The sequence below is a fragment of the Pseudomonas sp. B26(2017) genome (assembly GCF_002113045.1).
GTDB lineage: Bacteria > Pseudomonadota > Gammaproteobacteria > Pseudomonadales > Pseudomonadaceae > Aquipseudomonas.
In genome coordinates, this window is sequence record NZ_NEJJ01000010.1 from 234,067 (window position 1) to 245,743 (window position 11,677).

Sequence of the window (11,677 nt, forward strand, 5' to 3'; positions counted from 1 at the left end):
GTCGATCCTTGATCGGCGAGGCCAGGCATTTTTCTGGATAGAGTGGCATGAGCGAAAGCGTCGATAGCGTAGAACTGTTCACTGACGGCGCCTGCAAGGGCAACCCCGGCCCGGGCGGCTGGGGCGCCTTGCTGGTGTGCAAGGGCGTCGAAAAGGAGCTGTGGGGCGGCGAAGCCAACACCACCAACAACCGCATGGAGCTGCTCGGCGCGATTCGCGGCCTGGAAGCCCTCAAGCGTCCGTGCGAAGTGCTGCTGGTGACCGACTCGCAATACGTGATGAAAGGCATCAACGAGTGGATGGCCAACTGGAAAAAGCGCGGCTGGAAAACCGCGGCCAAGGAGCCGGTGAAAAACGCCGACCTGTGGAAGGAGCTCGACGAGCAGGTCAACCGCCACAAGGTCACCTGGAAATGGGTCCGCGGCCACATCGGCCACCACGGCAACGAACGGGCCGACCAGTTGGCCAACCGCGGAGTGGATGAGGTTCGCGGTTACAAGCAGAGCTGAGCCCTTGGCACTGAAACCCTTCCGGCGAGCGTGTTAACATCGCCGCTTTTGCACGATTGACCCCGTTGAGAGCTGAACACTGATGGCCACCAGATCCGTTGTACTCGATACCGAAACCACCGGCATGCCGGTGACCGACGGCCACCGGATTATCGAAATCGGTTGTGTCGAGCTGATCGGTCGACGCCTGACGGGCCGGCACTTTCACGTTTACCTGCAACCGGACCGCGAGAGTGACGAAGGCGCGATCGGCGTCCACGGCATCACCAATGAATTCCTGGTCGGCAAGCCGCGTTTCGCCGAAGTGGCCGACGAATTCTTCGAGTTCATCAACGGCGCGCAGCTGATCATCCATAACGCGGCGTTCGACGTTGGTTTCATCAACAACGAATTCGCCCTGATGGGGCAGCACGATCGTGCCGATATCACGCAGCACTGCACGATCCTCGATACCCTGATAATGGCCCGGGAGCGTCACCCGGGTCAGCGCAACAGCCTCGATGCCTTGTGCAAACGCTACGGCGTCGACAACTCCGGCCGTGAGCTGCACGGCGCACTGCTCGACTCGGAGATTCTCGCCGACGTCTACCTGACCATGACCGGCGGCCAGACCAGCCTGTCGCTGGCTGGCAATGCCTCCGACGGCAATGGCACGGGCGAGGGCGCGGACAATTCCGCCACCGAAATCCGGCGTCTGCCGGCAGATCGTCAGCCGGGGCGAATCATTCGCGCAACCGAAGCCGAACTGGCCGAACACCAGGTGCGCCTGGAAATCATCGCCAAATCGGCCGGCGCCCCGGCGTTGTGGACTCAACTGCTGGAAGCCGAAGCTCAGGCGTAAAGCAAAGAGGATCGCCCGAACATACCAGCCGTGTTCGGGCGATCCTTTGTTTTTGGCAGTACTGACAACTGGCCACCCTCGCCACATCCGCTCCGACCCTCTACCCTGAGGACATTGGCAGATCACTCTCCGCCGCCTCAGGACACTGAGCCCCATGTACAAAGATCTGAAGTTCCCGGTATTGATCGTTCACCGCGACATCAAGGCCGATACGGTTGCTGGCGAACGCATTCGCGGCATCGCCCATGAATTGGAGCAGGAAGGTTTCAGTATCGTTTCGGCCACGGACTACACCGAGGGCCGGCTGGTGGCGTCGACCCACCATGGTCTGGCGTGCATGCTGATCGCTGCCGAAGATGCCAGCACCAATTCCCATCTGTTGCAGAACATGGCCGAACTGATCGGTCTGGCCCGGGTGCGGGCGCCGGATCTGCCGATCTTTGCCCTCGGCGAGCAAGTCACCCTGGAAAACGCCCCGGCCGATGCCATGGCCGAGCTCAACCAGTTGCGCGGCATTCTCTACCTGTTTGAAGACACGGTGCCGTTTCTCGCCCGGCAGGTGGCGCGGGCGGCGCGCAAATATCTGGACGGCCTGTTGCCGCCATTCTTCAAGGCGCTGGTGCAGCACACCGCCGATTCCAACTACTCCTGGCACACCCCCGGCCATGGCGGCGGGGTTGCGTATCACAAGAGTCCGGTGGGGCAGGCGTTTCATCAGTTTTTTGGTGAAAACACTCTGCGCTCGGACTTGTCGGTCTCGGTGCCGGAGCTGGGGTCGCTGCTCGATCACACCGGTCCATTGGCCGAGGCAGAAGCACGGGCTGCACGCAATTTCGGCGCCGATCACACCTTTTTCGTGATCAACGGCACCTCGACCGCCAACAAGATTGTCTGGCACTCGATGGTCGGGCGCGATGATCTGGTGCTGGTGGATCGCAACTGTCACAAGTCGGTGTTGCACGCGATCATCATGACCGGCGCGATTCCGCTGTACCTGTGCCCGGAGCGTAATGAGCTGGGCATTATCGGCCCGATTCCGCTCAGTGAATTCAGCCGCGAATCGATCCAGGCCAAGATCGATGCCAGCCCGCTGACCAAGGGCCGCGAACCGAAAGTCAAACTGGCGGTGATCACCAACTCGACCTACGACGGCCTTTGCTATAACGCCGAGCTGATCAAGCAGAGTCTGGGCAACAGCGTCGAAGTCCTGCATTTCGACGAAGCCTGGTATGCCTACGCGGCGTTTCACGAATTCTTTGCCGGCCGTTACGGCATGGCCACCTCGCGCAGCGATGACAGTCCGCTGGTGTTCACCACCCACTCCACCCACAAACTGCTGGCGGCGTTCAGCCAGGCCTCGATGATCCATGTGCAGGACGGCGGCGCGCGGCAGCTGGATCGCGACCGGTTCAACGAAGCGTTCATGATGCACATCTCGACTTCGCCGCAGTACAGCATCATCGCCTCGCTGGACGTGGCGTCGGCAATGATGGAAGGGCCGGCCGGCCGCTCGCTGCTACAGGAAACCTTCGACGAAGCCTTGAGTTTTCGCCGGGCCCTGGCCAATTTGCGCCAGCACATCGCGGCTGACGATTGGTGGTTCTCGATCTGGCAGCCGCCGGGCGTCGAGGGGATTGACCGGGTACAGACCGAGGACTGGCTGCTGAAGCCCGAGGCGGACTGGCACGGTTTCGGCGAAGTCAGCGACGACTACGTCCTGCTCGACCCGATCAAGGTCACCCTGGTCATGCCGGGCCTGACCGCCGGCGGTGCGTTAAGCGACAAGGGCATTCCGGCGGCGGTGGTCAGCCGTTTCCTCTGGGAGCGCGGACTGGTAGTGGAGAAAACCGGGCTCTATTCGTTTCTGGTGCTGTTCTCCATGGGCATCACCAAGGGCAAGTGGAGCACGCTGTTGACCGAACTGCTGGAGTTCAAGCGCAGTTACGACGCCAACGTCAGCCTCGTCACCTGCCTGAAATGCGTTGCCCAGGAAGATCCTGTGCGCTATCGGGGCATGGGTCTGCGCGATCTGTGCGATCAGCTCCACACCTGCTATCGCAGCAATGCCACCGCCAAACACCTCAAGCGCATGTACACGGTGCTGCCGGAAATCGCCATGAAACCGGCCCACGCCTACGACCAGTTGGTGCGCGGCGAAGTCGAGGCGGTGCCGATCGATGAACTGGAAGGCCGGGTAGCGGCGGTGATGCTGGTGCCGTACCCGCCGGGCATTCCGCTGATCATGCCCGGCGAGCGTTTTACCGAATCCACGCGCTCGATCATCGAATACCTCAGGTTTGCTCGCACGTTCGACGCAATGTTTCCGGGGTTCGTGGTCGATGTGCACGGTCTGCAACACGAAGATGAGGGCAATGGACGGCATTACACCGTCGATTGCGTCAAGGAATGAGGGCTTTTCCGAGTATGCAACCGGTCATGAATCCGAAATACCCAGGGCTGTCGGTGCGGGTCGCCGACGAGGGTTTTGCTGAATATATCTGGGGCAGCGATTTCAGTTTCGAGGTGGCCGCCTACGGCACGGCCGAAATCGGCAAGCCCGTGGCGCAATGGGGCGTGACACCTATCGTGCCGTATCGCAAGTGCTACGGCATCGATCCGGAGGAATTCAGCAGCTTTCGCGATGCCGCCGACAGTGCAATATTCATGGCGTATCTGGAGGACGAGCCGGTCGGTCATCTGGTGATCAGTACCAACTGGAACGGTTTCGCCCATATCGATGAACTGGCGGTGCACGCGCCGGCGCGGCGCCATGGCGTGGCCAAGGCCTTGCTCGACGTGGCGCAGTTCTGGAGTCGCAAGAAAAAGCTGCCGGGGATCATGCTCGAAACCCAGAACAACAACCTTGGCGCCTGTCGCCTGTATGAGCGTTGCGGTTATGTGATTGGCGGCATCGACCACCTGCGTTATCGCGGTATCGATCCGAATACCGCCGAAGTGGCGCTGTTCTGGTATCGATTGTTCGATAACCCGCTGGAGCACCCGATCAGCTCGCCAGCATCGCCTCGGCTTGTTCCGTGACGATTGCGAGCAGCGTCTGAATCGCCGCCGACGGCGTGGCGTGTTTGAAGGTCAGGGCATAGAGGCTGATCGGCACCGCCGGCGACAGAGGGCAGACATCAAGACCGCCCGCCCGCGCGCCGAGGGCGGTGAACGGGTCGACGATCGCCAGACCTTCGCCGGCCTCGACCATGCCGCGCATCATCTGGTGGGTTTGCACCCGGGTCTGGATGGTAGGCGCCGGGCGCAGGGCCTGAAGCTTGTTTTCCAGGGCCGGGCTCAGCGGGTCCTGGCCTTCGAGGCCGACCATCGCCTGGCCGGCCAGATCCTGCAGGGAAATGTACTTCTGCTTCGGTTGCAGCCAGCCGTGGGGCGCGAGCAATTGCAGCTTGCCCTGGGCCAGCGTCTGGCAATGAATATCGGGGTGCTGTGGATCGTGCAGGCTCAGGCCCAGATCGCTGTCGCGCAGCAGAAGGTGACGGACGATGTCGCGGGTCGGTTCGCTGAGCAGGGTGCAGGGCACGTCGGGCAGACGCCGACGCAGGGCAGCGAGACTTTGCGGCAGCAGTTGCTGGGCCAGCGGCGGGGTGCCGATGATCCGCAGGGGCGGGGCGAGGTATTGCTTGAGACTGCTGGCCAGCCGTTGCACCGGCTCCAGCGCTTCATAGATGTGACCGATCTCGACTTGCAGCGCCCGGGCCTCCGGGGTCGGCTGAAGTCGTCCGCGTACGCTGGCGAACAGCATGAAACCGAGCTGGCTCTCGGCTTCGCGCAAACGCTCCTCGACCTCGGGTGCCGCCAGTTGCAGCCATTCGGCGGCGGTGCCCACGTGACCGGTCTGCAAAAGCGCCTGAATCACTTCGATATGACGTAAACGCATGCGTGAAGTCCATGTCCGGCCGTTGGGGTCAGTGGCTGAATCCTACCCCAACTCGGCGCGGATGACTTCTGCTCATAACGATCGGTTATGAAGCGACCGATGGCTCGGGTTCGCGGATCAGGGTGATGCCCGACTGAACCAGCAAAAACTCGTTGTCGTCGATCTTGTTGACGCGGTCGCCAATCGCCAGTTTGTAGGTGGTAACGGGCTCCGTGCCGGTGAAACCGTCTGCCGACGGGTTGGATTCCTGGAACTCATGCACGGAATAAACGCGGCCTTCCGCATCTCTTGCATGGAACTGACCGACGAGTACTGCTGCCATCTGCTTAGAACCTCTGGAGATAAAACGCCTGATTTGCGGCTTGGTAGACCGTCATCAAGCTTGGTAAGTTTTCCTACAGGAAAAAAATATTCCAGACGCAGGAAATTACCTTCAGCGTCTGGTGGAATCGTCGCCGGATCATCTATAACTACTGGCTCCTCCCACGGACAGTCGAGAGTCCTCCAATGAGCAATGTCTATAACGTCGCAGTAGTGGTCGGCAGCCTGCGCAAAGCGTCCATCAACCGCAAGGTTGCCCTGGCGCTGGCGGAACTGGCACCGGCCAATCTCAAGCTGAACATTGTCGAAATTGGCGATTTGCCACTCTACAACGAAGACATCGACGGCGATTCACCGCCGGCAGCCTACAGCACTTTCCGGCAAAAAGTGGGTTCGTCCGACGCTCTGCTGTTTGTCACTCCGGAGTACAACCGCTCGGTGCCGGCGCCGTTGAAGAATGCGATCGACGTCGGTTCGCGGCCATATGGCAAGAGTGTCTGGAGTGGCAAACCGGGGGCGGTGATCAGCGTTTCGCCGGGCGCCATCGGCGGTTTCGGCGCCAACCAGCATCTGCGCCAGTCCTTCGTTTTCCTCAACGTGCCATGCATGCAGCAGCCGGAAGCCTATCTGGGCGGCGCGGGCACCGCGTTCGACGAGGCGGGCAAGCTGAACGAATCGGTGAAACCTTTCCTGCAAAGTTTCATCAATGCCTTTGGAGAGTGGGTGGCACAGCACAAGAAGTGATCCACCGTTTTTTCTGACAAGATATCGACCTTGTGGGAGCGAGCTTGCTCGCGATAGCGGTGTATCAGCTGACACATCAGTTGAATGACACATTGCAATCGCGAGCAAGCTCGCTCCCACAGGTTTTTTCGTGTGGTTTGATTTCCCCCAAAACTTTATTGAAGGCTGTCGCGAATGCTCGCTGCGTCACTGATTTTCCTGCTGACCATTACCCTGGTGATCTGGCAACCCAAAGGCCTCGGGGTCGGCTGGAGTGCAACGTTCGGCGCCATCGTTGCGCTGATTTTTGGTGTGGTGCACCTGAGCGACATCCCGTTGGTGTGGCAAATCATCTGGAACGCCACCGGCACGTTCGTGGCGCTGATCATCATCAGCCTGCTGCTCGACGAGGCCGGGTTCTTCGCCTGGGCCGCGTTGCACGTGGCGCGGTGGGGGCGGGGCAGTGGGCGCAGGCTGTTTGCTTTCATGGTGCTGCTCGGCGCACTGGTGTCGGCGCTGTTCGCCAATGACGGCGCGGCGCTGATCCTCACGCCGATCGTGATTTCCATGCTGCTGGCCCTGCGTTTTTCCCCGGCGGCGACCCTGGCGTTCGTCATGGGCGCTGGGTTCATTGCCGACACCGCCAGCCTGCCGCTGGTGGTGTCGAACCTGGTGAACATCGTTTCGGCCGACTTTTTCCACATCGGTTTCAACCGCTATGCAGCGGTGATGGTGCCGGTCAACTTCGTCAGCGTCGCGGCCACGCTGGGCATGTTGCTGTGGTTCTTCCGCCGAGACATTCCCAAGAGTTACGACCCGGAACAGCTTGAGCACCCGGAAACCGCCATCCACGACAAAGCCACGTTCTACGCGGGTTGGGCGGTGTTGCTGATTCTGTTGATCGGCTGCTTCGCGCTGGAGCCGCTGGGGATTCCGATCAGCGCGATCTCGGCAGTATGTGCGGCGCTGCTGCTGGCGATTGCCGCGCGCGGACACAAGATTTCCACGCGCAAAGTCATGAAAGAGGCGCCGTGGCAGATCGTGATTTTCTCGCTGGGCATGTACCTGGTGGTCTACGGCCTGCGCAACGCCGGGCTCACCGATTATCTCGCCGGCTGGCTCGATGTGTTCGCCGGCTACGGCGTATGGGGCGCGGCGATGGGCACCGGGGTGCTGACGGCGTTGTTGTCATCGATCATGAACAACCTGCCGACGGTGCTGGTCGGGTTGCTGTCGATCGATGCCAGCCAGGCCAGCGGCGTGGTGAAGGAAGCGATGATCTACGCCAACGTGATCGGCAGCGACCTGGGGCCGAAAATCACCCCGATCGGCAGTCTTGCGACCCTGCTCTGGCTGCATGTGCTGGAGCGCAAGAACATCAAGATCGGCTGGGGTTATTACTTCAAGGTCGGGATCGTGCTGACCGTGCCGGTTCTGTTGGTTACCCTGGCGGCACTCGCCGTGCGGTTATCCCTTTAGAACAGGTTGGCTTCAATCGCGAGCAAGCTCGCTCCCACGGGTGATGCGGTGAACACTGAACCTGTGGGAGCGAGCTAGCTCGCGAAGGGGCCAGATCAGGCGCCACAGAAATCAGGATTGGCCGGGCACATTCGGCCACAGATCCGACACCAGAAACAGCCGCTCGGCTTCTTCCCACTCGCCCCGGGCATTTTCGGTCAGGCGCACCATCAGTTGCGCCGGGGCCAGCGGTTCGAGTTCGTCGAGCCAGGCCTGCAAGTGGCCGTTGCTCCAGGTCTGGTCTGCCGGGTAGTGCGCCGGCGCCAGCCAGGCGTGGCGGGGCAGGGGTTGCCAGCGTCCGTCCGGGCGCTGGGTGACGAAGGCCGGCCAGTCTTTCTGATGCAGCCAGCTGCCACGCAAATGTTGCGGGTGGGCGCCGTTGGGAGGTGCGGACTGACCGGGCCACGGGTACAGCAAGTACCCGCCAAGCCACAATTGCGCACTCAAAGACCCCACATCCAGCGCCGCCAGCACTTCGCGGCTCTCCGGGCGCGCGGAGATCGGCAGCTGATGTTCGCTCAAATGCGCCAGTTTGCGGTCCAGTCGATCATGGCAACCCGGCCCCAGCCACGACGCCGGATCATGGCCGTCGCCGTTCTGCGGGCCGAGGTAGAGCTTGATCGCCAGTTCCAGGTGATGCACGCCGTCGCGGTCGCGCAGCAGCATGTCCAATTCGCCAAGGGTGTGGCCTTCGCGGCGGATCGGCAGGTTGGCGGCGATCAGCTCAATGCCCGGCGCGTGTTCCACCGCAAATTGCCACAACCGCTCGTAATACAGACCCAGGCGCCGGGTGCGAGCCTGGGACAGCCAGTGCAGCAGTCCGTAACTGTCGCGGTCGAGCTGGCGCAACCAGTGTTCCAGACGCTCGGGGTCGCTGACCCAGTCGCTGCCCGCCAGCGGATGGCGCTGCGGCCACGGGGTGGCGGCGAGCATCGGCGGGGCGAGGATCACCCACGCCAGATCACGCACCTCGGGGTGGCGCAACTGGTGGGGCAACTGCAACAAATCGGGAAATAGGATCATCTTGCGAGCATAGCCTCAAACACCGCGGCCTCCTCGGGGCTGAAAGGATTTTGTCTATCCGGCGCTTTCGCCCATAATCGTGCTTTTCGCCGTCTCAGTCCCCCGCAGGAGTCCCATGGAGCAATTTCGTAATATCGGCATCATCGGTCGCCTGGGCAGTTCCCAGGTGCTGGATACCGTCCGCCGACTGAAACGCTTCCTGCTCGATCGTCACCTGCATGTGATTCTCGAAGACACCATCGCCGAAGTCCTGCCGGGCCATGGCCTGCAAACCTCGTCGCGCAAGATGCTTGGCGAGGTCTGCGACATGGTCATCGTGGTCGGCGGTGACGGCAGCCTGCTCGGCGCGGCACGGGCACTGGCCAAGCACAATATTCCGGTGCTCGGGATCAACCGTGGCAGCCTCGGCTTTCTCACCGATATCCGCCCCGACGAGCTGGAAATCAAGGTCGCCGAAGTGCTCGACGGCCACTATCTGGTGGAAAACCGCTTCCTGCTGCAAGCCGAAGTCCGTCGCCACGCCGAAGCCATTGGCCAGGGCGATGCACTGAACGACGTGGTGCTGCACCCCGGCAAATCGACGCGGATGATCGAGTTCGAGCTGTACATCGACGGCCAGTTCGTCTGCAGCCAGAAGGCCGACGGCCTGATCGTGTCGACCCCGACCGGCTCCACCGCGTACGCACTGTCTGCCGGCGGCCCGATCATGCATCCCAAGCTTGACGCTATTGTGATTGTGCCGATGTACCCCCATACCTTGTCGGGCAGACCGATCGTGGTCGATGGCAACAGTGAGCTGAAAATCGTCGTGTCCAAAGATATGCAGATCTACCCGCAGGTCTCCTGCGACGGGCAGAACCACTTCACCTGCGCGCCGGGCGACACCATCACCGTCAGCAAGAAAGCGCAGAAGTTGCGGCTGATCCATCCGCTCGACCACAACTACTACGAAGTCTGCCGGACCAAGCTCGGCTGGGGCAGCAAGTTGGGTGGTGGAGGCGACTGATGCTCGATCCCGCGCGCAGTTATGACCTGATTGGTGACGTGCACGGATGCGCCCTGACCCTGGAACACCTGCTGGACCGTCTTGGTTACCACAAGCAGGGCGGGGTCTGGCGGCATCCATCGCGCATGGCCGTGTTCGTCGGCGACATCATCGACCGTGGCCCGCGGATTCGCGAGGCGCTGCACATCGTCCACGACATGGTCGAGGCCGGTCAGGCGTTGTGCATCATGGGCAACCACGAATTCAACGCGCTGGGCTGGAGTACACCGGCACCGCCCGGCAGCGGCAAGCAGTTCGTGCGCGAGCACACGCCGCGCCATGCCCGGCTGCTGCATGAAACCCTGACCCAGTTCGAACGGCATCCCGGTGACTGGCACGATTTCCAGCAATGGTTCTATGAGCTGCCGCTGTTCGTCGACGCCGGTCGCTTCCGGGTGGTGCATGCCTGTTGGGATGCCGGCCTGATCGAGCCGTTGCGCGCATTGTTCCCTGATGGCTGCGTCGACGAGCACTTTCTCCAGGCATCGGCGGTGCCGGGCAGTTTCGCCTGTACCGTGTTCGATCGCCTGCTGCGCGGCACCGACATGCGCCTGCCGGATGGCCTGACCATGACCAGCGGCGACGGCCTGGTGCGTTCATTCTTCCGCACCAAATTCTGGGAAGACGATCCGCAGACTTACGGCGACATCGTGTTCCAGCCCGATGCACTGCCGGAACCGGTGGCGCAAAAGCCGTTGACCTCCAGCGAAAAGAATTCCCTGCTGCGCTATGGCATCGATGAGCCATTGCTGTTCGTCGGTCATTACTGGCGCAGCGGCAAACCGGCGCCCATCCGGCCGAACCTCGCCTGCCTGGATTACAGCGCGGTGCTGTACGGCAAACTGGTGGCCTATCGTCTGGATCAGGAAACCCGCCTCGATCCGCATAAATTTGTCTGGGTCGACGTCGAGCGGCCGGAGGTGCTGCGATGAGCGCGGTAGCGGTATTGCGTCTGCCACTGGCGGCGGACTTGAGCGGTTTCGTCAAACTGCTGCAACGCATGCAGGTGCCTCACCGCGTCAGCGAAGAGTCGGGCGAGCAGGTGTTGTGGGTGCCGTCGGAAATCAGCGAAGACGTGCGTTCGCTATACGAGCGCTTTCCGGCGGGTGATCCGGATCAGCAACTGGACATTCCGGTGGCGCCGACCTTCAAGCGTCCGAGCTTCGCCGAGCAACTGAAACATGCCAGGGCCACCGGCTTCATCCTGTTGCTCAGCCTGCTGGTAGCGGGGCTGACGTATCTGGGCGACAACCTCGACACGATGCGCTGGCTGACCTTCCTCGATTTTCGCGTGGTCGGCGACTACATCCACTTCACACCGTTGGCCGACAGCCTGGCGGCGGGGCAATGGTGGCGCCTGTTCACCCCCATGCTGATCCACTTCGGCATCCTGCACCTGGCCATGAACGGCATGTGGTACTGGGAGCTGGGGCGGCGCATCGAGTCGCGCCAGGGCAGTGTCAACCTGATCGGCCTGACGCTGCTGTTCAGCCTGGTGTCCAACTACGCGCAATTCGCCTGGAGCGGTCCGAGCCTGTTCGGCGGTCTGTCCGGCGTACTTTACGGGTTGCTCGGTCACTGCTGGATCTTCCAGCTGCTGGCGCCGAACCCGGCCTATCGCCTGCCGCGCGGTGTGCTGGTGATGATGCTGGTGTGGTTGCTGGTGTGCATGTCGGGGCTGATCTCGATGATCGGTTTCGGCGAAATCGCCAATGCCGCCCACGTCGGCGGGTTACTCATCGGATGCTTCACCGGTTTGTTGGGCGGTTTGTACAACCGCCGTAAACTGGCCGCCTGAA

At 61.8% G+C, this 11,677-nt stretch carries 12 protein-coding genes; 9 read left to right on the forward strand and 3 right to left on the reverse strand.

Annotation, left to right across the window (positions count from 1 at the left end; genetic code table 11):
- Positions 1-47 precede the first annotated feature (47 nt).
- The 4 genes from rnhA to CAF79_RS17040 all read left to right on the forward strand — a co-directional run bounded on the left by rnhA (position 48) and on the right by CAF79_RS17040 (position 4,389).
- Positions 48-509, forward strand: coding sequence for a ribonuclease HI (gene rnhA, locus CAF79_RS17025; protein WP_003224162.1), 462 nt, complete (start codon positions 48-50; stop codon positions 507-509).
- Positions 510-591: 82 nt separating this feature from the next.
- Positions 592-1,350: a DNA polymerase III subunit epsilon gene (dnaQ, locus tag CAF79_RS17030; RefSeq protein WP_085698862.1), complete on the forward strand. Its 759-nt coding sequence runs from the start codon at positions 592-594 to the stop codon at positions 1,348-1,350.
- Positions 1,351-1,504: 154 nt separating this feature from the next.
- The gene (locus tag CAF79_RS17035) at positions 1,505-3,760 is read left to right on the forward strand and encodes an Orn/Lys/Arg decarboxylase N-terminal domain-containing protein (protein ID WP_085698864.1); all 2,256 of its coding nucleotides are present in this window, start codon (positions 1,505-1,507) and stop codon (positions 3,758-3,760) included.
- A gap of 14 nt (positions 3,761-3,774) precedes the next feature.
- Positions 3,775-4,389: a GNAT family N-acetyltransferase gene (locus CAF79_RS17040; RefSeq protein ID WP_085698866.1), complete on the forward strand. Its 615-nt coding sequence runs from the start codon at positions 3,775-3,777 to the stop codon at positions 4,387-4,389.
- On the opposite strand, the gene CAF79_RS17045 is transcribed toward CAF79_RS17040, so the two are convergent.
- Complete coding sequence (locus tag CAF79_RS17045) at positions 4,355-5,248, reverse strand: LysR family transcriptional regulator (RefSeq protein WP_085698868.1); 894 nt, start codon at positions 5,246-5,248, stop codon at positions 4,355-4,357. The genes CAF79_RS17040 and CAF79_RS17045 overlap by 35 nt on opposite strands.
- A gap of 85 nt (positions 5,249-5,333) precedes the next feature.
- Positions 5,334-5,570: a hypothetical protein gene (locus CAF79_RS17050; protein ID WP_007956926.1), complete on the reverse strand. Its 237-nt coding sequence runs from the start codon at positions 5,568-5,570 to the stop codon at positions 5,334-5,336.
- Between the two features lie 185 nt (positions 5,571-5,755).
- Between CAF79_RS17050 and CAF79_RS17055 the strand changes: the two genes are divergently transcribed.
- Both CAF79_RS17055 and CAF79_RS17060 read left to right on the forward strand, forming a co-directional pair.
- On the forward strand, positions 5,756-6,313 hold the full coding sequence (locus CAF79_RS17055; protein ID WP_007956924.1) for an NADPH-dependent FMN reductase: 558 nt from the start codon (positions 5,756-5,758) through the stop codon (positions 6,311-6,313).
- Between the two features lie 174 nt (positions 6,314-6,487).
- Positions 6,488-7,771, forward strand: a complete 1,284-nt coding sequence (locus CAF79_RS17060; RefSeq protein WP_085698870.1) for an arsenic transporter — start codon at positions 6,488-6,490, stop codon at positions 7,769-7,771.
- A 111-nt stretch (positions 7,772-7,882) separates the two neighbouring features.
- Here CAF79_RS17060 and CAF79_RS17065 read toward each other — a convergent pair whose 3' ends face one another.
- Complete coding sequence (locus CAF79_RS17065; RefSeq protein ID WP_085698872.1) at positions 7,883-8,833, reverse strand: DUF1853 family protein; 951 nt, start codon at positions 8,831-8,833, stop codon at positions 7,883-7,885.
- A gap of 115 nt (positions 8,834-8,948) precedes the next feature.
- On the opposite strand from CAF79_RS17065, the gene CAF79_RS17070 reads away from it, so the two are divergent.
- Genes CAF79_RS17070 through CAF79_RS17080 form a run of 3 tightly spaced genes read left to right on the forward strand, consistent with a single transcriptional unit; the run spans position 8,949 to position 11,676 of the window.
- Positions 8,949-9,839 (forward strand): NAD(+) kinase, encoded by an 891-nt coding sequence (locus tag CAF79_RS17070; protein WP_007956919.1) that lies wholly within the window; start codon positions 8,949-8,951, stop codon positions 9,837-9,839.
- A complete protein-coding gene (locus CAF79_RS17075; RefSeq protein ID WP_371917933.1) occupies positions 9,836-10,810 on the forward strand; it encodes a metallophosphoesterase in 975 nt (324 codons plus the stop codon). The genes CAF79_RS17070 and CAF79_RS17075 overlap by 4 nt, the downstream gene beginning before the upstream one ends.
- The gene (locus tag CAF79_RS17080; RefSeq protein ID WP_085698876.1) at positions 10,807-11,676 is read left to right on the forward strand and encodes a rhomboid family intramembrane serine protease; all 870 of its coding nucleotides are present in this window, start codon (positions 10,807-10,809) and stop codon (positions 11,674-11,676) included. Before CAF79_RS17075 ends, CAF79_RS17080 begins: the two co-directional genes overlap by 4 nt.
- Position 11,677 lies beyond the last annotated feature (1 nt).

Bases quoted from the DNA above. Each gene is read 5' to 3' on its own strand.
- CAF79_RS17080 (WP_085698876.1), top strand. From the start codon at position 10,807: ATGAGCGCGGTAGCGGTATTGCGTCTGCCACTGGCGGCGGACTTGAGC.
- CAF79_RS17065 (WP_085698872.1), bottom strand. From the start codon at position 8,833: ATGATCCTATTTCCCGATTTGTTGCAGTTGCCCCACCAGTTGCGCCAC.
- CAF79_RS17035 (WP_085698864.1), top strand. From the start codon at position 1,505: ATGTACAAAGATCTGAAGTTCCCGGTATTGATCGTTCACCGCGACATC.
- CAF79_RS17045 (WP_085698868.1), bottom strand. From the start codon at position 5,248: ATGCGTTTACGTCATATCGAAGTGATTCAGGCGCTTTTGCAGACCGGT.
- CAF79_RS17070 (WP_007956919.1), top strand. From the start codon at position 8,949: ATGGAGCAATTTCGTAATATCGGCATCATCGGTCGCCTGGGCAGTTCC.
- rnhA (WP_003224162.1), top strand. From the start codon at position 48: ATGAGCGAAAGCGTCGATAGCGTAGAACTGTTCACTGACGGCGCCTGC.
- CAF79_RS17040 (WP_085698866.1), top strand. From the start codon at position 3,775: ATGCAACCGGTCATGAATCCGAAATACCCAGGGCTGTCGGTGCGGGTC.
- CAF79_RS17050 (WP_007956926.1), bottom strand. From the start codon at position 5,570: ATGGCAGCAGTACTCGTCGGTCAGTTCCATGCAAGAGATGCGGAAGGC.
- dnaQ (WP_085698862.1), top strand. From the start codon at position 592: ATGGCCACCAGATCCGTTGTACTCGATACCGAAACCACCGGCATGCCG.
- CAF79_RS17060 (WP_085698870.1), top strand. From the start codon at position 6,488: ATGCTCGCTGCGTCACTGATTTTCCTGCTGACCATTACCCTGGTGATC.
- CAF79_RS17055 (WP_007956924.1), top strand. From the start codon at position 5,756: ATGAGCAATGTCTATAACGTCGCAGTAGTGGTCGGCAGCCTGCGCAAA.